The sequence below is a fragment of the Labrys okinawensis genome (genome assembly GCF_047345005.1).
GTDB lineage: Bacteria > Pseudomonadota > Alphaproteobacteria > Rhizobiales > Labraceae > Labrys > Labrys okinawensis.
In genome coordinates this window covers 1,710,861-1,732,911 of record NZ_CP178864.1, presented here as the reverse complement: position 1 = coordinate 1,732,911, position 22,051 = coordinate 1,710,861, and the positions used below count along the sequence as shown (strand labels likewise).

Genomic DNA, 22,051 nt, shown 5'->3' with positions numbered 1-22,051 from the left:
TCGCTGTCCGTACACTCTGTTGCTGAATCAAGAAACCAATGGAATAAGTTAGGCGCAATATTTCAGTGAAATATGCCGTGGGGGCTTTGTATATCGTGGTGCAAGACTTATGTTAGAGAAACCCTCGAATTCGCAAGAGGGTTCTGAGTTCATGACTTCGTACATCGAAACGGGCAATGAGGATGTCATTGTCTCCCGTATCGTGAGGGTCGAGGGCTGGATCGCATCAAGCAACCCGATTCAATCGTTGAATATTTCGGTCAATGGACGACAGCTTGATTTTCTGGAGCTGACTCACCGCGACGATGTTCAGAAGGCAACTGGCGCCAGCTATTCCACGGGTTGGGTCGTCCACTACGAGCCTGCAGCTTATGTTTCAATGCACAAAAGGGAAATACTCCTTGAAATTCATGCAAATGATGTGCTTTTGAGCAGGTCCAGTCATCGCTATATACCGATGCGAACAGGTAGTTCTCCCCTCCTCTATTTTATGCATATTCCGAAGACTGCAGGATCGAGTATGCGTGTTGCTCTGGAGCGGGCATCAGATATTCGACTGCTGCGCATTTATCAAAGCGCACCTTACGTTCGCAGAGAGCAGATTGAGCAATTCTCCTTAAATGCCATGGATGACGTGGATATCGCCTATGGCCATTTCGCATACGGCATCCATACGGCATCGCATCGCAACTTTAACTATATGACTTTTGTGAGGAACCCCCGTGATCACCTGATCTCCTGTTACTTCTACATGAAATACGTGATCGCGGATCCACGATTGGCGGAATGTAGATCCATATTCGAGGCCATCGAGAGCTTGGATGAGATCACGTTCGATAACTACCAAGTTCGTTTCATCGCGGGCCACGTCGGCCCCGAACCGGTGACGCGCGAGCACCTCGATATCGCCATCGATAATATCATCAAGACATTTTTGTATGTCGGCCGCGTTGAGGATTTTGCAACGTCGCTGGAAAACATCAGTGCCCATATCGGAGTTCGCCTTCCCATCACGCGTGAGAATGTGACGCCGCCCAACCAGGAAATGCATGAGCTCGACTTGAGGCGCGTCGAGAATTTGACCGCCTTCAGGAATCAGTTCGACATTGCACTCTATCGCTTTGTTGAAAAGCGCTTCGCGGGCCTGTGCTGGTTTGAGGACTATGTTCCAAACTGGAGCTCTATCCTGGCGGATCGTTAGAGGTTCGATCCCCTTTGTCCGCCACATTGCAGCTCGGTCTCTCGCTGCTTCGCATGGCACTGGCTAGCCTGGCACGCTCCAGGCCGAAGAATCTTTTGGCGCATTGCGGACAAAGTTCTCGATCAACGGGACAACGGTTGGCCATTGTCGAGCGATTCGGCCTCCACTTTCAGATACGCCTCGTCCAGTGCCATAGCGGAATATCGAGAGAGCCGCGGAGAACGGCCAACCGCAAAGAGGACAATACTTGCGCTCGGCGTCATCATAGGGTGTCGGCGTAACGGCAACACGCAGACAGTTGCAATCTGAAATAAGACATCTATAGCATCCTTAGGGTGTATGGTGTTCCAGCCGCCTATTTCGGCCCTCGAACCGGAGTAGAGGGCACTTCGAGCCGAATTGAAATACGTCGTCACGCCAGCAAGGATATAATCACGCCATGGTCAGCCAGAAGCCCGCCAGCAGGCAGAAGGCACCAGCCTATCGGATCAGCACCGACCCAGCGCTTCGCCTGCGTGTGGATGGCCGTGATTTCCGGCCTATCTCCAATGAGGGCGCAGTCTACACATTCGCCATACCTCAGGTTTTTGAGGATCTGCGTGTTGTTTCCCGGTCGAACAGCCTCCGCGAGGTCGCCGACGCGACGAGCGAAGACATCAGGCTTATGGGAATTGCGATAGGCCGTATAGTGCTGCGTAACGGCACGGGCAAGCGCGAAGTAGCGATCGATCATCCTCTTTTGACTCAGGGCCTTTATGAGCCGGAACGGCGGGAAACCAGGCTTTGGCGCTGGACAAATGGCGAGGCACACCTGCCGGTCTCAATTCTGAAATATGACGACAAGCTACCCACCCTGATCGAGATTCATGTCCAGGGCCAACTGCCGGGCTATCATCTGGAGGCAGCGCAGACGCCATACACAGAGGAGCGCAATGACTGGACCGGCGCTCCGGCAATTGAAGGCGAGGATTGGGAGACCGATGCCCTCGAAGCCTTGCTGGGGCTGTCGGTCGATTTTGGGAATGGGTCTGAGACGGATGGCGAAGAACCACAGCCGGCCCTTGCCCCTTCCTCGTCGGCCGACACAAGGAGCGTCGGAGGCGACGGCGAAAGCGGGCGGTCCGATGGCCCTGCTATGGAGACTACGGAGAACCCGGTCATAACGACCGATTCGATGGCAATGCCTGGCAATGATGAAACGCCGCCGGACAATTCGACTGCAAAGCTGCAAGGCGAAATCAGGCTTGAAAACGTGCCGGCGGAGACTTTCTCGGCACCCAACGAGCCCGGCAGTCGGGCTGACTCGACAACGCTGCCGGAGGCATCGCTGATGACCGATGGCTCTTCTGCAGTTCCGGCCGCCAAATCAGTTGCAGGCGGCAGGAAGATCCGAACAAAACCGCTTGGAACGGTGGCGCCCCCATCTGCTGCCATCAAGAGCTGAACGATCGCGATCAATCGTAGCCCATAGTCTTGTTGGTTGCACCTGCCGGCGGAGCTGTACCTGGCGAAGCGCGGCAAGTGGGCGCTGTACTGACTTGTGTTTTTTAGCCATTCCCCCCTTATCTTGAAGAACACATCCTGTAGATACAGGAATATAAGTAAAATAGATACGAAGCTTCGTCGAATAAGATACTGTGTATATTTATATGTACGTTTATTTCATTATAAAGGCCTGGATATTTTCAATAATTACAATCTTATAGACGTAAGGTAATTAGATACATATTGTAATTTACTCTCTACATTACGTAGAGGTTGACCAACTCTCGGTGTTACCTATATTGTCTCGGCGATCACAAGGTCCACTGACGTTGGACCTCCAAATTCCAAGACTCGAAGCGCGCAGGCATGATTTCCGAGAAACTAGAGATACCCGAGGTCGTTCGAATTCGACCGAAGCGCCATGGCGACGACCGCGGCTATTTTTATGAGGTTTTCAGAAGGCACACTTTTGGCGAGTGCGTCGAAGCCGTCGATTTCGTCCAAGACAATGAGGCGTTTTCCATTGCAGCCGGCACACTTCGCGGCCTGCATTTCCAGCGTAATCCAAGAGCCCAGGGCAAACTCGTGCGCGTAATCCGGGGCGCCATTCTCGATGTCGCCGTCGATATCAGGAGAGGCTCTCCGACCTACGGCAAATATGTAAGCGCCCGGCTTGATGGCATTGGCGGAGATCAGCTCTGGGTGCCCGTGGGATTTGCACACGCCTATTGCACCTTGGAACCAAACACCCTCGTGGCCTACAAGGTCACAGATTATTACAGCCCGAGCGACGATGGCGGCCTTCGCTGGAATGACCCTGCCATAGGCATTGAATGGCCGGATTTTCCGGGCGGTCCGATTCTATCGGACAAGGATCGTCACTTGCCGCTTTTGGCGGATTTGCCCGAAGTCTTCAGCTACGCGAACGATAACAAGGGTGGCCTCTAGTGCGTATTATCGTCAGTGGTGGCGCCGGCTTCATAGGATCTGCGGTAGTCCGATTTCTTGCGAAATTGGACGGAATCAAAATTCTGAATATCGACAAGCTGACTTACGCCGGAAACCTGGCATCGTTGCGCTCTGTCGCCGCTCTCCCCAACTACAGTTTTGAACAGGTCGATATTGTTGATCGGCCTAAACTGGATGAAATCTTTAGCTCCTTCCGTCCGGACGGCGTGATCCATCTGGCAGCCGAAAGTCACGTCGATCGATCAATCACAGGGGCGCTGGCCTTTATCCAGACAAACGTCGTCGGCACCTTCCATTTTTTGGAAGCCGCTCGAGCCTATTGGTCGACGTTGCCGGCCCCAGAGAGACAGGCCTTTCGTTTTCTGCATGTTTCGACGGATGAGGTCTATGGCTCACTAGGTGAGACGGGACTGTTCACGGAAGAAACTCGGTATGATCCAAGCTCGCCCTATTCGGCCAGCAAGGCGTCATCGGATCACCTTGCCATCGCGTGGATGCGAACTTATGGCCTGCCGGTACTGGTTTCGAACTGCTCGAACAACTACGGGCCATACCACTTCCCCGAAAAGCTGATACCGCTCACAATTCTGAATGCAATGGAAGGTAGACCGCTCCCGGTCTACGGCAATGGCAGCAACATCCGTGACTGGCTGTATGTTGAAGATCATGCACGCGCGCTATGGACAATCTTGCGCGGGGGGCTGCCAGGCAGGACCTATAACGTAGGCGGGTGCAACGAACGCTCCAATCTGGAAGTTGTCGAGACCATCTGCGATGCGCTGGACACGCTCCGCCCCACTCCGCGGCCTCATCGCGAATTGATCACGTTTGTTGCCGATCGTCCGGGTCACGATAAGCGCTACGCGATCGATGCCACACGTTGCGAAGACGAATTGGGTTGGAAAGCTCAGGAGAATTTCCAAACCGGCATTGCAAGCACGATCGAGTGGTACCTTGAAAACGAATGGTGGTGGGGGCCGCTGCGATCGAACGTCTATTCGGGCGAACGGTTGGGTTTGACGTCAGAGGCGGCACCCGAACCGGTCAGCGCTTGCTAGCGCGTCCTACCTTCGGCTCGAATCACCAAGAACCGCAAAACGCTTTATGGATACATCCGAATGCGCGTCATTGTTACCGGCCGCGAAGGTCAGGTGGCTCGAGCTCTGGCGGCAGCCAGCCATCGTTTCGGTGCCACTGCCATTTGCCTGGGCCGACCTGACCTGGATCTCGAGCGCCCGGAGCAAGCGACGGCGATACTGATTGCGGCAAGGCCGGATGTAATTGTTAATGCCGCGGCTTACACGGCTGTGGACAAGGCCGAGTTGGAGCCCGACAAAGCGCGCGCCATAAATACCGAAGGGGCAGCAGCGGCCGCAAGGGCAGCACAATCTGCCGGCGTACCCATCATTCAGATCTCGACCGACTATGTTTTCGATGGCACCCTCGATCGGCCTTATCAGGAGAATGACGCAACAGGGCCGCTTGGGGTTTATGGCAGAACCAAGCTCGATGGCGAAAATGCAGTTCGCGCCATTACGCCGAGCCATGTCATCCTGCGCACCGCCTGGGTCTATTCAACCTTTGGGAATAATTTCGTTCGGACCATGTTGCGCCTCGCTTTGACGCGGGATGAAATTGGTGTGGTTGCTGATCAACACGGCTGTCCAACCTCTGCTGACGATATTGCGGTAGCGATTCTCAAGCTGGCGCGGCAACTGACCGATCACTCCGCCGAGCCATCGTTTCCTTGGGGAATCTATCACATGGCGGCACAAGGCGATGCGGTGTGGGCCGACGTTGCGGACGCTGTATTCGCGCGCTCGAAGGCATTGGGCGGCCCTTGCGCCGAAGTTAGAAGGATTGAGACTTCGGCCTATCCCACTCCGGCCAAGCGGCCGGCAAATTCAAGGTTGGACAGTGGCAAACTTGCGGGTTTGGGTATCGAGCTCCCAAATTGGCGCTCTTCGCTCGATGCTTGCGTCAAAGCGTTACTTCCCGGCGGCCGGGTATAGCCCTTCCGGATTTGATCGATCTGATCAACTAGTATCCGCGTTACGCCCCCGCTCCATGCACTAAATACGCTGCCCCAAAGGAAATCTATTTCTTCGAAGACACGGGCTCTGATCCCTGCCATATGCGGATTCTTAAAGCCTACTGTCGCTTGAGAAGCGCAGAAAGTAATATTTCTTTGCGTCTTTTTTGACACAAAACAAGGAAGATATCTATATATGCCAACAAAGATGTAAATATACTAGATACATCCTCCGATGTATTGCGATTTGCTTCCGAATTTACTATAAATTGATTTTCTTTTTGTCATAATAAAACATCATATACTTTTAAATGGTAATTTTATATTTCAACTTACTTTAAGTTATTTGTATATATACCTCAAGAGTCAAATTCTGTGCACGCAATTTTAGCTTCAAAAAAACTAACAGCGTATATTGGACAAAATATGACAACGTTATTCCCTTGACGTAACGATAAGTTTGAAGCATCTTCCGCTCCGATAGGCGAAGCGCTTCGGAGGCATAGGCTCAGGCTCTCAAGGGACGATAGGTCCGATTTTCCATAATATCGACACCTGTTACTACTGCTTTCCCTCACCGGCGCAAAGCCTGAGTGTGGTATATGGCATAAAAGAGCCGACAAGACGGCGAGCTTGGAACAAGAAAGTATTGATCATGCGTGGAATTATTCTGGCGGGGGGAAGCGGTACCCGACTCCACCCAATGACCGGCATCATGTCGAAGCAGCTCTTGCCGATTTACGACAAGCCCATGATTTATTACCCGCTCTCAACCCTGATGCAGGCGGGCATCCGGGATATCCTCTTAATTTCAACTCCCTCCGATCTCCCACATTTCAAGCGCATGCTTGGAGACGGATCAAAATGGGGCCTGCGCCTCGCTTTTGCCGAACAACCCAAGCCTGAGGGTTTGGCACAGGCCTTCGTCATCGGTGCCGATTTCATCGGCAATCAGCCCTCAGCCCTTATTCTCGGCGACAACCTCTTTTACGGCGACGGCCTACCGCGGCTCACCCAATCGGCGATTCTCAGGCAGTCTGGCGCCTCGGTTTTTGCCTACCACGTCAACGACCCCCACCGGTATGGCGTCGTCGATTTCAACGCCGAAGGCCGTGTGACATCGATTGAAGAAAAGCCGGCTAACCCCAAGTCGAATTGGGCGGTTACCGGTCTTTATTTCTATGACGCGGATGTCGTCAACATAGCCGCCAATATCAAACCATCAGCCCGCGGCGAATATGAAATCACCGACGTCAACCAAGCCTATCTGGAACGGGACTCGTTGCATGTCGAACGCATGGGCCGTGGCTTCGCCTGGCTCGATACCGGTACGCCAGACAGCCTTCTTGAAGCTGCCGAATTCGTGCGAGTGCTCGAACGGCGCCAAGGCTTTCGCATGGCCTGCCCGGAGGAGATTGCCTTTAGCCAGGGCTGGATCGACGCGCAGCAAGTGTCGAGGCTGGCTGCCGGCATGTCGAAAAGCAGTTACGGCCAGTACCTCTTGCGGGTCTTGGAGGAATGGCCCTCATCCGTGGGACGCCGTGCAAGAACTTCTCTTCCTCGACTGGTTGTAGGCCAGTAAATACCTTAACCCTACACCAGTTATGTGGTGCCTATTCAATCAAGATGAGCGTGCGGTGAATTTTGGCTCTGACTTTATGTGGAGTTTGCATCGTGGAACGCAGGTAAGATAGAGAGTTTATATTATGCGTGTCCATGCCCCTATCGCGAGTTTGTTTTTGATCTCGCTGTTGGCGAGCTGCAGCACTCTCCCGCACGCGGGACCGACGGCCAATTCCATCGTCAGCGGCTCCGAGCAGGCGCGCGACACGAGTGGCGCGACCCGAAGCCGCTATGCCGTCTATGATATCGACGAGCGAATTGTCTCCGCGATTGAAAATCGTAAACCGACTGGATTTCACGGCAGCTTTCGGCTGAGGGGCCCGGCGCCGAGCGGAACGCTTGGGATCGGCGACATTGTCTCAGTATCGGTATACGAGGCGTCGTCCGGCGGGCTATTTGGCACGGGCGACGTCGGTACAGGTGTAGGTACGAAAAGCGCGCAGATCCCGCCTCAGCAGATTGGCCACGATGGTCGCATCAACGTTCCCTTCGCGGGAACGGTCCGCGCCGCGGGCCTGACACCGGATCAGGTCTCCCGGGCTATCACCAGCGCACTTTCGCCCAAGGCAATCGAGCCCCAGGTTGTAGTCTCTCTGGTACAAAATATGTCCAGTACCGTGTCGGTTGCAGGTGAGGTCGGACAAGGGGGGCGTTTCCCTTTGAGCCTGCGCGGTGACAAGGTGCTGGATGCCATCGCCGAAGCAGGTGGTCCGAAAACGTCCTCACAGGACATCTATGTGCGCATGATCCGTGGGAAATCCAGTGCTGTCGTTCCCATGTCGGTCCTTTTGTCCAATCCCGACGAGAACGTTTATCTGCGGGCGGGAGATCAAATCTTCCTCTATCAAGATCCCAAGAGCTTCACAGTGCTGGGAGCCAGCGGTAGAAATTCCAACATTGACTTTGAAAGCAAGAGAGTGACGCTCGCGGAAGCTATCGGCAAGGCCGGCGGCCTCGACGACCAGCGGTCCGATGCAACCGGTGTCTTTATCTTCCGGTATGAGGACGCCTGCGTCTATGCGGATTTCCTGGGCAAGAAATGCGCCGACGTTGGCGGCCGTGTACCGTTGGTCTATCGCCTTAATCTTATCGATCCCAACAGCCTGCTGATTGCACAACGCTTTTTTATGCATGACAAGGATGTGATCTTTGTATCGAGTTCGCCTTCAACCGAGCTGTACAAATTCCTGCAGCTGATCGGAACGGGTGTTGGCATGGTAGGTACAGGGGCGAATATCGCTTCAATCGCAAAATGAACCTATGCTGGCCGGCCTATTGCGCCGGCCAGCCCCCACCTTGCACGAGCTACTATAAACCCGATGAATCAAGCCTGGTTGCCTCCGCAAGGCGCCCGCATCGGCGTCCCCTCGATCACCCTTCGCAATCTGTCATTTCTGCCAGCACTTCTTCCCAATTATCGGTTAGTGCCCTTGGAGCTAAATCCGCTCCGTGTGGATGCGGTGCTGGGCTGGGGGAGGAAGCTCCCGGCACGAGGAGCCCGGCGACTGGCTCAAACTCTCGGTCATTCCTATCTTACGGCCGAAGATGGGTTCATACGCTCGGTCGGACTCGGCAAGCAGCGAGCGACATCCGTATGCATCACGCTTGACGATCGTGGCGTCTATTATGACGCCGCCTCGCCTTCCCGGCTCGAACTCATGCTCGCCGAGGTGAACGACAGCGACACCCGCGCACGCGCCACCGACATGCTCGAGCTGATCACACGCGAGCGCCTGACAAAATACAATCATCTGCCAGATCGACCGCTCTGTCTGGGATCATCACGAGGCAGACGTCGCATTCTCCTCGTGGAACAAGTCGAGGGCGACCTTTCCATCTCGGGGGCCTTTGGCGAGAAAAGCAGCTTTCACCGCATGCTGACTGACGCCCTCGCCGATCCTCACGCCGATGTCTTCATTCGTGCTCACCCCGACGTCAGTTCTGGCAGGGCGAAAGGCAGTTTTGCGAATATTGTCGTGCCTTCACGCGTCGGGCGCATCGAGGGGGTACTTTCTCCACATGCGATTCTCGATGCGGTTGATGAAGTGTGGACCGTATCGAGCCAGCTCGGTTTCGATGCACTGCTTCGTGGCTTGAAGGTGCGATGCTATGGCGTTCCCTTTTACGCTGGCTGGGGCCTTACGAGAGACGAGTTACTTACACCGGCGGCGAAGGGCGCATTGGACCGCCGCGCAAAATCGAGGTCACGTCCTTTGGATCGCGTCGATCTCGTCGACGTCGCACTGCTGCGCTTCCCTCTCTACACGGACCCCGTGCTAAGTCTGCAAACAGAGCCTGAGGCGGCGATTGACAGGATTTTGCTGTGGCGGCGACATTCCGAGCAATGGAGGGGACATACTTGGTACCCAAATGCCCCCATGCACAAACGCAAGATGCTTCGGCGTTATTGCGACGCGCCCGATGCATCGCTGAGCTTTGGGCGCACTCCTAAAACGGTCGATCGAATACTGCAGTGGGGTTCGAAATCTTCCGCGCGCTGCGCCAAACAGGTGGCGACACCTAACATAAGCGTCGAAGATGGATTTCTGCGCTCGGTCGGTCTCGGCCGCCCAGGCAACCAGCCGATCTCCCTCGCTTTCGATAGCAAGGGTTTATACTATGATGCATCCCGTCCAAGCGATCTCGAAATCCTGCTGGAGGCCGGTCATTTTCCGCCACCGTTGCTTGCGCGTGCAGAGCGTCTGCGTGAAAGTATTCTTGCCGCCAATCTGACGAAATACAATCTATCCGGCGATGTCCACGCGGATCTGCTCACTATGGCAGGCACGCGGCGGCGGCTCCTGGTGATAGCCCAGGTGCCAGACGATCAATCGATTCTGCTTGGCATGCCCACGCAACCAAGCAACATGGCACTCCTGAAGTTTGTCCGGGACACGAATCCGGGAGCTTTCGTGGTCTTTAAGGAGCACCCCGATCTTGTGTCGGGGCGGAGATCCGGCCGGACGGAGAAAGCCGAGGTTCTCCGCCATGCGGATCACTATGCTGTCGAGGGCGCTGCAAGCGCATGGATCGATTTCGCGGACGAGGTTCACGTCCGCACATCGCTTGCTGGCTTTGAGGCTCTCCTGCGTTGCAAACCTGTCACATGTCACGGCGCACCATTTTATGCTGGCTGGGGCCTGACCCGCGATCATGTCCGGATCAATCGTCGTACACGTTCATGTTCGCTCAATGAACTGGTTGCGGCCTCCCTCATTCAATACCCGGCCTACCTCCATCCCAAGCTCTCGTTGCCAATGGAAGCCGAGGACGCTGTTGCCTGGCTTGCAGATCAACGCCGGCGGCAATCGGCTCAAAGACGGTGATCTTCGATGGATGCATAAATGGCGGCGCCGATCCCCCAAAGTATCAGGAGTGCCGTAAAGAGCATAAACGAGTAGCCGAAGCGATAAGGGAACTGAGCAGACTGCGGTGCCGACGGCGGCACAAACACACTCAGATACACGGCTTGCCTACGAGCCCGGATTTCCGCACGATCAAGGGCCGCCTGGGCGCGACTATAGTTTTTCTCGTTTATCAAACGAGCTATGTCGAGTTCCTCGAACTTGGTGATGGAAGCCGCGACGGTCTGTGAATCGGAACCGGTCAACTGCCCCTTCAGTGTTGTAATCTGGCCGTCAAGTGCGGCAATGCGCGTGCGCAAAGCTTTCAGGCTGGGTGCGTCCGCAGCCATTGTCGAGGCCATCATGGCCTCGTCGTTCCTTGCCTTCAGGCTCTCGGCCATGAGAGGTGTCAAGAGGTTGAGAATGCGCGCCGACGACACACTTGGATCAATAATGGCATCCTTATTGCGGAAGTCCTGGAGTGCCTTCAGGCTTGCCTGCAGATTGACGAATGTTTGTCTGACTTCCTCGGTGGCTGAACGCGTAGCGTCGTTGCGTGCCTGTTCTGAAATACGATTGAGAAGCTTCTCGCTTTGACGGAGAATTGCCTGGCTGAGCTTCAGGGAATCATCGGGCCGAAAAGTTGTGACGTCCAGTATTACAATCCCTGAGGAGGGATCGACATAGGCGTCGACCATGCGCTGCCAATAGGTTGTAACTTCATCGATCGACGCATTGGGTCTCAAAGCCGTAAGTGCGTCCGCTTCCGGCCGTTGGAAGATTTTCACGACATCCAGATCGGCCGCGATGCTATCGATAATCGCGCGACTTCGTATGTAACTCGTGAGAATATAGGCATTCTGGATTGGGGAGGTGGCAGCATAGGCACTGCGCGCAGACGAAGTGCCTGCCTCGGCGTCATCTCCCTTTCCTAATGCTTCTTGTTCCATGGCGCGCACGGACAATCGCGCTTCTGACTGATATTGGTTGGCCGCGAAATGGATGAAATAGACTGCGCCGCTGATCGAGGGTAGACACACGAACAGGATGAAGGTCCACAAATAGGGATGGGAACGCCTTACCGAAGGTTCAATCGTGGAAACCGGCGACGCCTTTTTGGACGGTACCTCCACGGGGACTTGTGTCTTTCGGAGTGTTAAATCTTTCGTGAACTTACGAAGTGCCAGCCCCACACCTCTCGAAGGCCACGTCTCTCTCACGTCAGCGGATGACGACATCTCCTCGTCTTTTGTGCGCATGTCGTCAAAAGCCATGGGAATGTTCCAGTTTAGGCTGTGGCCGTAGAATGCTGACGAGCCCAGCGGTTAGTGCACCCGTCTTCATTCCGTAGAGGTAGAGAGTGGTTTAGACTATTTGGTGGCAAAGATAGACATTGCCGGCCCAAACTGATGGTCAGGTTCTTCGTGAGCCACACTGATATCCGTAAAGCCGACGGCCCGGAGAGCGGCCAGCATGTCGTCACGGTTGAGCCATCGGTGCTCATCCGTTGGACCTCCGCAGAATTTTGCATGCTGTTGGGCGTTGAGATAAGTGCGCTTGTAGGTCCGGATGGGAATACCCCGGAAATGTTGGATCTGGGGTTCTCGAGAGATTACCTGACGTCTGGGATCGTCGGCTGGCATTGCGACGTCATCGACAAAATGAGTCCAAATAAATGCGGAGTCTGTCCTCCGAGCAATCAGCTCAAGCAGATGCAGAGGGTCATTCGAATGATACAGAACGCCTGATGCAATCACGAGGTCATAGCGTTTTTCGCTATTCTCCATCCACTTCACGAAATCGCCCAGCCAGAAATGCGAGCGCGTGAGGCCGAAGATTTCCTTGGTGATCAGGCAGCGCAAATAGGCGAGGCTATTTGCTTCAATCGCATCGATTTGAGCTGCCCCCGAGCGCTCCATCATGACGGTGTGCCCACCCTCGAGCGGCCCCAACTCCAACACCGAGCGGTGCTCGGTGGATCCGTATTTTTCCAACATCCAGCCGATTCTCGGGTCTTGATATGCGGCTAGCTCACCGCCGGCGACGCCAAACTCGGGCGGGAAGGCACAGTTCCATCCTTCCACAAGATCAACGGCATTCTGCTGGGTCGGCATCGAAACCACGTAATGATCGAAAACTTCGCTTCGCGACACCTCGCGCTGGCGTTGCGTCGGGTGATGCTTTCTTAAACTGTTGAGCATTCTCATCGGCATGAAGATGGTCGCCTTAACCAATTGCGTTGCCGAGTGCTGGCGCAGATCTGCGCATCCATTGTCGACTGCCACGCTTAGACGCCGGCGCAAATGCAACATGCCAGCCCTCCACTGAGGATTGAATAAAGTATATATTAAATAACTCTTTGAAATCATGTTGCTTCTCAAGCAATCGAAAGGCCAGTCCTGATATCCAGCTCCGGAATCTTGCGTTGCGACAGAAAGGCCTAAAATCAAAGGCTTCTGTACCGGAAGATACAGAAGCCATTTCACATAATGAGAAAATATATATTTAGAATTTATAGTTCACGCCAACGCGTATTGCATGGAAGGATGGGGTTGGGTAGGAATAGAGATTCGTATTCCCTGTCCGATACCTCTCGAAACCCACATAGTCATATTCAAGCTTGACCGAAATATTGTCGGTGATGGCTTGCTCGATACCAGCTCCCACCGTCCAGCCAGCCTTGGTAGAGGTCTTGCTGAAGGCGCCATAGTTAGTCGCCGAAAGCTGGTAGTCGACGCCGGCGACGGCCAAGCCACCTGTTGCATAAATCAGGGTGCGGTCGATCGCGTAGCCTACCCGCGGGCGGAGCGTGCCATACCAGTTAATCTTCGAATGCGCGCGCGAACCACCATCAAGCGCTGCGTTGCTGACGCTATCGGTTACGGCGCCGCCCTGAATGTCGGCTTCGAGACCAAGCACGAAGTTGTCGATTTGGTAGTTATATCCGGCCTGCACGCCACCGACAAAGCCCTTGCCGCCGATCTTGCCGATGATGCCGTCCTTCGTTGAGTTATGCCACAGGCCCACCTCATCGCTTCCGCCGAACGCATAACCTGCGTTGGCACCGACATAGAAGCCGGCCCAGGAATACGGCATGACAGGCGCAATTGGCTCGATTCGGTTTGGCGCGAGATCTGCCGCCATGGTGGCGGCAGGTATAGCAATCACGGCGAATGCAGCTGGCAACGAGCGAAAGATGGGCATCTACGGTCACTTTTGTTTTTTGGCAGGAGACGCATGTTAAGCACGCCCCATATTATTATGCAACTCCTGCGTAAGGCAAAAACATATTGACTCATGAAAATGAAAAAAGAAATTTTTTGGAATGATTTAGCTTACGTAAATTCTAACATCCGCGGCGTAATGTCGAATCGCACCTAGGGCATTATGAGACGAGACCGTCGATCGAACCCATAAGGCAACAATTCTTAGCTGCCTGCCGTTGTGTATTGGCTAGAATCTCTACGCCCGGCAGAAGCATGTATCGGCCATCTCGACGTATGCCTCTAGGTATATCGCAGATCAAAAGCCACCTTCCTTGTTCACTATTTAATTTTTATCGAAGATAAACTCAGAGACTGATTAGCTATCAGAGACCACGAGATTACTGATGGCATACTTTTCACAATAATATCAGGCTCTTAATGAGATGTGATTGCCCATGAAGGCTTGCCAGCTCGCGAGATCTGTACTCTTGAAGCAGGCAGAGGACTGTTTCCATCGGGATTGAAGACACCGACAGCAGAATTTATCAGGACGTGCGCCGCCACCATCACACCGCGGCTTCAAAGGCGAAAATGGCCTTCCACCTAGCCCACCGATTCGATGCGGCCCAGCCCGACTATTCACTGAAAGTCTGCGCCTCCCTGAGGAGTTGACTGGATAATCAGCGAGGAGCGCTCTGGCTGCGGCCTATGCCAACGCGCGCGTGCCCGTGCATCCACCGGCCGATGTCTAACCTTCCATAACTCCAGCGAACGCTATTCGAGCCTTGACCAAAAGGTACCCAATCAGGCCTACTTCGCCGCACCAACGCCAATCCGGGTCCTGGCAATGCACAGCAAAGAAGGCAATCCGGCTATTGGCAAAAGCCGGACCGTTCAAACAAAACAAACCCTACCTCGTAACGTAAGTTACTCTTATTATGAATGTCTTCTTTGACCTATCGCGCAGCATTCGTCGTGCTGCGCATTCCACTCTTACAGGCATTGACAGGGTTGATCTTGCCTATGCCCGCGAATTGCCGGCGCTTTGCGAAACTGTGACCTACTTGGCGGGCAGAGGCCGCCCGCGAGTCATATCACCAGCACGGGTTTCGACCTTCCTTGCGGAAAGTGCTCGTCCGACCGACGACCCCGTTTCAACCGCTCTTTTTTCTCATCTGGCGAAAAGTGCCTGGGACGGTAAAGAAGCCGTCCACCTCTCAGAACATTATCAGCGCAGGCAAACGCTCCTCGGAAATGCAATCGCTGCACTGAGTTTACGCGTGTCGATGCGCGCGTTGCCTAAGGTGACGAGCCGTGCCGTATACCTCAATACCTCGCATTCCGGTCTGGACGATACGAGATACTTACAGGCGCTGAAGATACAGGGTATTAGGATTGTCGTTGTCCTCCATGATCTCATTCCAATTGATTTTCCTGAATTTTGCCGCAACGGTGAAGACCGGCGCCATTGTGCCCGGTTGGCGAACATTGTCTTGTTCGCAGACCTCGTTGTGACGGTTTCTGCCTATACCCGTGAACGCTTCCTTGCATGGTCCGTCGAGCGGAAAACTGCTCCGCCCACAACTGTGGTGGTGCCGCTAGCCACCGAACATCACTTTCTCTCCGCGACGGTCTCATCGCGGGACCTGTCGCCGCTTCCTTATTTCGTTTGCCTCGGTACGATCGAAGCACGAAAGAACCATTCTTTTCTGCTCTTGGTTTGGCGACGCCTGGTGGAGAGGCTGGGGGATTCGTGCCCGCGCCTGGTATTGGTCGGCCGCCGAGGTTGGAAGATCGAGCTCCCTCTCGACCTGTTGAGACTCGGCAAGGGTCTATCCAGTGCTGTTGTCGAAGTTGCCGACCTGAGCGACCGGGGAGTGGTGGCGCTCATGGCCGGGGCTCATGGACTGGTGCAGCCCTCCTTGGCTGAAGGTTTTGGTCTTCCTCTTGTCGAAGCCGGCGCGCTGGGCATTCCCGTTATCGCCTCGGATATACCGGCCCATCGGGAGATCGCACCCGTTGGGACGCTCCTATTGGATCCACTGGACGCGCCCGCCTGGGAGCGCTCGATCCTGGCTGTCGCCGGTCTCCCCAGGAACCGGTTTCCAAGAACCACATCCTCGCTGCGTCATTGGAGAACGCATGTCGCAGAGACCGTCGACGCAATCGAACAAAATATCCGCGATAACTGACTTGAGCGTTGATACATGGTCTGCGTATGACCGGATTTCCTCCAAAAATAGCCCAAACCCTTTAGGCCTATCGGCAGATATTAAGGTACCATTTGCTAGAACGCTGCGGCATGTGTAGAATTGCCCTAACGTTCGTTGCAAACTGATGGGGCTCTCCAAGGTGGTCGCGCAACCGCTCTCCCCCTTACCGATTATTGTACTTCTTCAAGGCCCCGTCGGTCCCTTCTTCAACAAGCTGGGAACGGCGTTGGAGGCTCAAGGCTACCGGGTGATAAAGATCAACTTCCATGTTGGTGACATCATGTATAGCGGCAGCCTGCCAGCCATCACATATCGAGATGGTCTTGCCTCGTGGGAAGTCTGGCTACGGCAATTTCTGACTGGCTACGGTCCACAAAAAGTTATCCTCTTCGGAGACCAACGCCCCTATCACAAGATCGCGGTCGCTCTATGTAACGCTCTTGGCATTGATGTGTGGTGCCTTGAAGAAGGATATATCAGGCCGGACTACGTGACCGTAGAGCGCGGGGGCAATAATGCGGCTTCACTATTGCCGCGTCAACTTTCAAAGTATCGCAATGGGCCGGCGGCTATACCGCGACCCGTTGCCATCGTCCACAATGGTTTCAGGCCAATGGCCTGGTCAGCCTTCCTATATTTTACAGCGTTGAAAATCGGCAATATCTTTCATCGACAATACACCCACCATCGAAACCGCTCGGCTCTGAGTGAGATTATTTGCTGGGGGCTTAATGCTTATCGCAAGCATCGCCATGCCGGTAGGAATTCGCGGCTGACACTCGACCTGCTCGATCGCTTCGAGCGCAAATATTTTGTCGTTGCCCTTCAGGTTCACGATGATCTTCAGTTGAGCGCGCATGGTGCCGGTTGGAATATGGAGCGTGTCATTGAAGCGACCATCCGTTCCTTTGCCAAATATGCACCGGCAAACGAGAAGCTGGTCTTCAAATCACATCCGCTCGATCGCGGTCATCGAACCTACCACAAGCTCGTACAGGAGCTGGCCAGATTGGCCAAAGTTGAAGACCGCGTAGTCGTTATTGACGATGCGCCGATGGGGTTGCTGTTGCGGCATGCACGTGGCGTGGTGACGGTCAACAGCACATCGGCTCTTTTGGCCCTTCGAAGGAACTGCCCAGTGTTTGTGCTCGGCAAGGCGTTGTTTCGCATCGACGGCCTTGTTTCACACGGAGAACAAGACGAGCTGAATTATTTCTGGCGTTTCCCATTCCTGCCCGGTGGGGAAACCATTACTGCCTATGTCAGCAAGCTTATTGCCGATACCCAAGTCAACGGGTCGTTCTACATTACTAGATATTTCGACATGACCATTCAAAATCTGTTGAGGCACATAGGTGCCGGCCGCGGCCCCGGTCTGGAGGAGCAAAAAGACCAACCCTCGGACGTTTCGGCACCCGATCTTGGATCGCTGCTCATGCCGAAGGCCACGAAATCGAAGGTTTTCTTCTGAATTCCAACTGAAGTTTGCGGTCTAAAGCCTCCTGCATGCATCCCTGCCTGCGTTGGGGTGATCCTGGAAGCAGCTCAATTGTTCGCTCTTTTGCTTCATCCCGTCACCCCAGGGAGGCGCGAAACCAATCAAGGGACAGCGCGGGATGGAAGAAAGGATCATTGCGCAGAATATGCAGCCATCGATCCCGAAAATAGGCGATCTCCTTGCGATAAAGGTGTTGATAAGCAGCCTGCTTTCCACGTGAAGCCGACTCATGATGGCGCAATACAGCCCGCGGCTCCAGCAGTGTCTGCCAGCCACGCTGCGCCAGACGCAGGCACAGATCGATATCGTTGAGATCGATAGGCAGGTTCTGCTCATCGAACCCCTCAATTGCGCGGAATTTCTCTGTGGCTATGGCAAAACAGGCTGCTGTCACGGCGGAAAGCTCGTGCGGAACGCTCAGGCGCTTAAAAAAGCCGGCATCGGCCGAGGGCAGCCTGCGCTCAAAATGGGCAGCGCCTCCACCAATCCCGAGCACAACACCACCGTGCTGGATAGTGTCGTCGCCGTAGAGCAGCATTGCCCCAACCGCTCCCACATCGGGCTGGCTTGCCCAATACACCAACATCGACAGCCAATCGCTCGATATGATCTCCGTATCGTTGTTCAGGAAGATCAGCGTATCCGCACGTGCCTTTTGTGCGGCCGTGTTGCAAAGGGAGGAGAAATTGAAAGGGCCCGGTACGCAGAGGACCCTGAAGCGCTGATCCAGCTCCAACTGATTGAAGAATTCCGCCGTCTTAGGCTCAGAGCTGTCATTGTCGACGATAATGACCTCATAGGCATCGGACGCGGTCTTACTGGTCAGGCTGCGCAGACATGGCTCAAGCAGATCGATACGGTCGCGGGTAGGGATAATAATAGTCGCCAGAGGCTTTCCGTTTCCGACCGTCAGCTCTGGAGTGTCCGGCATCGTCACAGCGCCTCGAGCGACAACATTCTTGCCGCTCGTAACAAGCAGGGGCCGGCGGATATGCACAACCTGGGTGAGGTTTTTGGTTGGGACAGATCCGAACAGATCACTCGCCGTCGCCCCTTGTCCATAAGCTGCCCGCAGCCACCGAACGCGCCCAAACCAGGAACGGCCAATCAAGTCGGTGTAGCGTGCCAGCACGGGGCTCCAATCCGGCTTGAAAATTGGCCCGGCGGGCGTCTCCTCGTCAGCATAATAGAGCTGCGCTGGTTGGTGTGCCGCCCTCCGAGCCACCGCCGCGAGCGAGAAGGGCTCCAGTCGCTCGCCAGGCGCCATCGCGCAGACAATGTCATCTTCGGCGAATTTTGCCAGCAAATGGGCCAAGGGCTGGTCGGCGCTTACTGCCATCAAACCGACGTTCCGCCAGGACTGACCGTCGATAAAGCGCCTCCAGCTGGCCTGCTCATGAACGCCAACGCCGACCAGGAGCACGTGGATACGAACATTGTCTTCGGCTCGGAGGAGGTGGGCATCCAGGCCATTCCATTCGATCTTTCGGCTGCCAGCCGCTCGCCATCTGCCGTACATCTCGAGCGGCGTGGCCCCCAGCGCCAGCCGCATTCGCGACTGCTTGATTCTTGCCTGTCCGCGAATGCCCGCCCATATTGAGAGCATGGCACTGCGAGGGCGCTGTTGCATTGCTTTCAACATTCGCCTGGACAAGCCGATCCGCGAGAAACCTGCGATACGGAACGCGAATTGACCAATCCAGTCTGCAGGCGAAATGTTGATCTGGATTGTATCAGCCGGAATGAGGCCGATCCAACGCCCCCTGCCGAAGACGGGGGCTGGCAACAGGCAGTCGATATGTCCTTCCTTTTGAACCAGGCGAAGTATCGGACGCGTCAATGGATCGAGCAGGCTTGCTTCGAATTCGAGGCATATCCAGCGTCCCGCCCAAAGCGCCGTGTCGACCTCGACCCGCATCCACGGAAGCAAACTCAATGACACCGTCTGCCCGTCCCGCAGCACGACATCCTCGATCGCCGTCAGCGCCACGCCGCGCACATGCCGCATGACTACTCACCCCGCTCGTGCGACGCGTTGAGGATGGCATTGTGATACCACGTTCGAGCTGGAGGAAGATTGCGCGGCACGATCTGGCGCGGAATGCTGTACATGGTCGAATACCAGGGGCTGTAGGCCGGATCGGCACGCTTGCTGGTGCCGTATTTCAAGCGAAGATTGCCTTTCTCCACTTCGAAGCGCGCTCGGTTTTCGGCAATTTCATCGCTGCCCCGAGAGGCGGACTCATGGTGGATCAATGTCGCAAATGGCGTCCATACCGTCCGAAATCCCGCCAGAGAGGCACGCAGGCAGTAATCGATGTCGTTATAGGCGATAGCAAAAAGCTTCTCATCGAAATCACCTGTTGCTTCATGGCAGGCTCGCGTGAGCAACATTGCGGCGCCGGTGACGGCGCTGAAACTCTGCCGCACGCTCAGGCGATTCATCGGCCCAGCTGAGGCCGAAGGCGCATTGCAATACCAGTGGCCCGCGAGCTCACCCAGGCCAACGATGACGCCGACATGCTGGAGTGCTTGCGAAGGATACAGCAAACGAGCACCGACAATCCCGGCGCGATCATAGGCAAGACAGCTCACCATCTCCTTCAGCCAGTTTGGCTCCTGTATTTCGATGTCATTGTTAATAAGTAGAAACACGTCGCCGCTTGCACGCTTCAGACCGCGATTGATCTGGCGGGCAAAATTGAAGGGCTCCACGACTATATCGGTCACAAACCTGATGCGCCCGTAGTTGAAGGTCTGATAAAGCCGCGTCACGTCGGGATCGGTTGAGCCATTATCAACCACGATAATCTCCAACGTCGGATAATCCGTACGCATGGAAAGGTCATCAAGCAGGCGCCGGATCAGGCGATAGCTATCGCGATTGGGAATAATGACGCTGACCATCGGCCATTCCTGCTGACGCAGGTCAAACCGCATTCTATGCAGATCTGGTGAGAGGGCTCGGTCTACCGGAGGTTCCTCTGCCCGATGTCCGTAGGCCTCGCCAAGGGCGCGACGTGCGCTAACGATCGCATTCTCAGCATACAACGTCGAATAGGAAGCCTTGTGCCGGCGCCAGAGATACGCGGGGTAGGGAACATGGACGATATCTTCCTCCGCAACGCCGGCCAGATATCGCAGCAACAGATCATAGTCCTGCGATCCCTCGAAGCCTGGGCGTAGTCCCCCGATGTCCACGAGGCGATCACGATCATAAACGGACAGATGATTGATGTAGTTTACACCCGACAGCAGCACCGGATCGAAGGCAGGCTTGAAGAAAAAGCCGGTCGCCCTCAGCGATGCGTCGGTGATCGTTTCGTCAGTGTAAATGAACTTTGCAGACGGGTAAGAGCGGATCGCCTGATTAAGGCAACCTATCGCGTGCGGCGCCAATGCATCGTCATGATCGATGAGGGCGATCCACCGGCCAGCGGCGGCGAAAATACCGCGATTTGTGGCGCGCGCTATCCCGGCGTTCGTATCACCATGGAGGACACGGATTCGAGGATCGCGGCCTCGACGCGCAAACCAGGCGAGCGTTGCTTGGTCAGTCGAGCCGTCGTCGCAGAGAAGGAGCTCCCAATTCGTGGCCTGTTGGTCGACAAAGGAACGGACGAGTGCGTCGAGATGGTCCGGCCGGGAATTGTACAAAGGTGCCACGAAGGACAGCAGCGGAACATCGGATATCTCTGCCGCCGGGCCCTGAAAATGCTTGCCCGCGAGCGATACCACCGCTTGGAAGTAAGCTCCCGGGTCTATGTCACGCCGCAGAGAAACCGCATGGGGTTGCTCTTGCGCGCCGACGACAAAGGCGCAGCGTCCCGCCGAACCGAGAGCGCGGCGCGCGGCACGCAAAGTCACAGTAGAGCGCACCTTCAAGTCGAAGACCGCTTGTGTCGGATGCGGATCGAAGCGCACGCGCCGCAGCCGTGCTCTACCCTGTAGCCGTATGATGTAGGCGCCATGACGCGTTGTCGGCATGGCTTGTTCGAAATCCGAGTGAAAGCCGAAGCCCGTATCAAGATAGAAAACGGGATCGAGATCGACATCCGCATCGATCTCGATGACAAGATACCGAGCCGACCACGGCCGCACCCGAAACGTAAAGTGCGGATCTACCTCCCGGGCCTCCCAGCGGAACGAGTCGATTTTCGCCAAGCCGTTGTGCGTCTTCATCACAGGATGGAACAAGATGACCGTTATCCCTAGGGCGCTCTATACACCGGATCGACTAAGGTGACTACACATACGCGACAAACAATTTCTAAAATCAACGAATGTAGACAATATGCCTTAAATAGATTAAGACAAATAATCATTAATATTATTTCTCCACATATTGCACACTATACTTAGTTTTCATTTTCCGATTACAAGACCACCCCTGATGAAAATAAACAGTAACTGACCAAATGTACGCCTGACCGACGTCACAGAGGTTAGAGAACTTTTAGCCAATAGACTCGCGACCGAC

The 22,051-nt window shown here is 55.0% G+C and carries 15 protein-coding genes; 10 read left to right on the top strand and 5 right to left on the bottom strand.

Features of this window, described 5'->3' with window-relative positions; genetic code table 11:
- Positions 1 to 151 precede the first annotated feature (151 nt).
- The 8 genes from ACMDCR_RS08190 (at position 152) to ACMDCR_RS08155 (ending at position 10,636) form a co-directional block, all read left to right on the top strand.
- Positions 152 to 1,201 (top strand): hypothetical protein, encoded by a 1,050-nt coding sequence (locus ACMDCR_RS08190; RefSeq protein ID WP_413992054.1) that lies wholly within the window; start codon positions 152 to 154, stop codon positions 1,199 to 1,201.
- Between the two features lie 439 nt (positions 1,202 to 1,640).
- A complete protein-coding gene (locus ACMDCR_RS08185) occupies positions 1,641 to 2,645 on the top strand; it encodes a hypothetical protein (protein WP_413992053.1) in 1,005 nt (334 codons plus the stop codon).
- 407 nt (positions 2,646 to 3,052) lie between these two features.
- On the top strand, positions 3,053 to 3,634 hold the full coding sequence (rfbC, locus tag ACMDCR_RS08180) for a dTDP-4-dehydrorhamnose 3,5-epimerase (RefSeq protein WP_413992052.1): 582 nt from the start codon (positions 3,053 to 3,055) through the stop codon (positions 3,632 to 3,634).
- Entirely contained in the window at positions 3,634 to 4,713 is a 1,080-nt protein-coding gene (gene rfbB / locus ACMDCR_RS08175) for a dTDP-glucose 4,6-dehydratase (protein WP_413992051.1), read from the top strand. Before rfbC ends, rfbB begins: the two co-directional genes overlap by 1 nt.
- Before the next feature lie 60 nt (positions 4,714 to 4,773).
- A complete protein-coding gene (gene rfbD, locus ACMDCR_RS08170) occupies positions 4,774 to 5,667 on the top strand; it encodes a dTDP-4-dehydrorhamnose reductase (RefSeq protein WP_413992050.1) in 894 nt (297 codons plus the stop codon).
- 675 nt (positions 5,668 to 6,342) lie between these two features.
- Entirely contained in the window at positions 6,343 to 7,269 is a 927-nt protein-coding gene (gene rfbA, locus ACMDCR_RS08165) for a glucose-1-phosphate thymidylyltransferase RfbA (protein WP_413992049.1), read from the top strand.
- A 124-nt stretch (positions 7,270 to 7,393) separates the two neighbouring features.
- A complete protein-coding gene (locus ACMDCR_RS08160) occupies positions 7,394 to 8,566 on the top strand; it encodes a polysaccharide biosynthesis/export family protein (RefSeq protein ID WP_413992048.1) in 1,173 nt (390 codons plus the stop codon).
- A gap of 63 nt (positions 8,567 to 8,629) precedes the next feature.
- Positions 8,630 to 10,636, top strand: coding sequence for a capsular polysaccharide biosynthesis protein (locus tag ACMDCR_RS08155; RefSeq protein WP_413992047.1), 2,007 nt, complete (start codon positions 8,630 to 8,632; stop codon positions 10,634 to 10,636).
- Here the strand turns inward: ACMDCR_RS08155 and ACMDCR_RS08150 are convergent.
- The 3 genes from ACMDCR_RS08150 to ACMDCR_RS08140 form a co-directional block, all read right to left on the bottom strand.
- Complete coding sequence (locus ACMDCR_RS08150) at positions 10,624 to 11,928, bottom strand: capsule biosynthesis protein (protein WP_413992046.1); 1,305 nt, start codon at positions 11,926 to 11,928, stop codon at positions 10,624 to 10,626. The two genes, ACMDCR_RS08155 and ACMDCR_RS08150, sit on opposite strands and share 13 nt — an antisense overlap.
- A gap of 96 nt (positions 11,929 to 12,024) precedes the next feature.
- Positions 12,025 to 12,966: a class I SAM-dependent methyltransferase gene (locus ACMDCR_RS08145; protein WP_413992045.1), complete on the bottom strand. Its 942-nt coding sequence runs from the start codon at positions 12,964 to 12,966 to the stop codon at positions 12,025 to 12,027.
- Between the two features lie 193 nt (positions 12,967 to 13,159).
- Positions 13,160 to 13,858, bottom strand: a complete 699-nt coding sequence (locus ACMDCR_RS08140) for an outer membrane protein (RefSeq protein WP_413992044.1) — start codon at positions 13,856 to 13,858, stop codon at positions 13,160 to 13,162.
- A 940-nt stretch (positions 13,859 to 14,798) separates the two neighbouring features.
- On the opposite strand from ACMDCR_RS08140, the gene ACMDCR_RS08135 reads away from it, so the two are divergent.
- The gene (locus ACMDCR_RS08135) at positions 14,799 to 16,052 is read left to right on the top strand and encodes a glycosyltransferase family 4 protein (protein ID WP_413992043.1); all 1,254 of its coding nucleotides are present in this window, start codon (positions 14,799 to 14,801) and stop codon (positions 16,050 to 16,052) included.
- A 145-nt stretch (positions 16,053 to 16,197) separates the two neighbouring features.
- The gene (locus ACMDCR_RS08130; RefSeq protein WP_413992042.1) at positions 16,198 to 17,544 is read left to right on the top strand and encodes a DUF6716 putative glycosyltransferase; all 1,347 of its coding nucleotides are present in this window, start codon (positions 16,198 to 16,200) and stop codon (positions 17,542 to 17,544) included.
- 103 nt (positions 17,545 to 17,647) lie between these two features.
- On the opposite strand, the gene ACMDCR_RS08125 is transcribed toward ACMDCR_RS08130, so the two are convergent.
- Complete coding sequence (locus ACMDCR_RS08125) at positions 17,648 to 19,579, bottom strand: glycosyltransferase family 2 protein (RefSeq protein WP_413992041.1); 1,932 nt, start codon at positions 19,577 to 19,579, stop codon at positions 17,648 to 17,650.
- Between the two features lie 2 nt (positions 19,580 to 19,581).
- Complete coding sequence (locus ACMDCR_RS08120) at positions 19,582 to 21,768, bottom strand: glycosyltransferase family 2 protein (protein WP_413992040.1); 2,187 nt, start codon at positions 21,766 to 21,768, stop codon at positions 19,582 to 19,584.
- Between the last annotated feature and the right edge of the window lie 283 nt (positions 21,769 to 22,051).

What these genes read in the sequence shown, in the direction of transcription:
- ACMDCR_RS08160 (WP_413992048.1), top strand. Translation starts at nt 7,394, where the DNA reads ATGCGTGTCCATGCCCCTATCGCGAGTTTGTTTTTGATCTCGCTGTTG.
- rfbA (WP_413992049.1), top strand. Translation starts at nt 6,343, where the DNA reads ATGCGTGGAATTATTCTGGCGGGGGGAAGCGGTACCCGACTCCACCCA.
- rfbD (WP_413992050.1), top strand. Translation starts at nt 4,774, where the DNA reads ATGCGCGTCATTGTTACCGGCCGCGAAGGTCAGGTGGCTCGAGCTCTG.
- ACMDCR_RS08145 (WP_413992045.1), bottom strand. Translation starts at nt 12,966, where the DNA reads ATGTTGCATTTGCGCCGGCGTCTAAGCGTGGCAGTCGACAATGGATGC.
- ACMDCR_RS08130 (WP_413992042.1), top strand. Translation starts at nt 16,198, where the DNA reads ATGGGGCTCTCCAAGGTGGTCGCGCAACCGCTCTCCCCCTTACCGATT.
- ACMDCR_RS08135 (WP_413992043.1), top strand. Translation starts at nt 14,799, where the DNA reads ATGAATGTCTTCTTTGACCTATCGCGCAGCATTCGTCGTGCTGCGCAT.
- rfbC (WP_413992052.1), top strand. Translation starts at nt 3,053, where the DNA reads ATGATTTCCGAGAAACTAGAGATACCCGAGGTCGTTCGAATTCGACCG.
- ACMDCR_RS08185 (WP_413992053.1), top strand. Translation starts at nt 1,641, where the DNA reads ATGGTCAGCCAGAAGCCCGCCAGCAGGCAGAAGGCACCAGCCTATCGG.
- ACMDCR_RS08190 (WP_413992054.1), top strand. Translation starts at nt 152, where the DNA reads ATGACTTCGTACATCGAAACGGGCAATGAGGATGTCATTGTCTCCCGT.
- ACMDCR_RS08150 (WP_413992046.1), bottom strand. Translation starts at nt 11,928, where the DNA reads ATGGCTTTTGACGACATGCGCACAAAAGACGAGGAGATGTCGTCATCC.
- ACMDCR_RS08155 (WP_413992047.1), top strand. Translation starts at nt 8,630, where the DNA reads ATGAATCAAGCCTGGTTGCCTCCGCAAGGCGCCCGCATCGGCGTCCCC.
- ACMDCR_RS08140 (WP_413992044.1), bottom strand. Translation starts at nt 13,858, where the DNA reads ATGCCCATCTTTCGCTCGTTGCCAGCTGCATTCGCCGTGATTGCTATA.
- ACMDCR_RS08125 (WP_413992041.1), bottom strand. Translation starts at nt 19,579, where the DNA reads ATGCGGCATGTGCGCGGCGTGGCGCTGACGGCGATCGAGGATGTCGTG.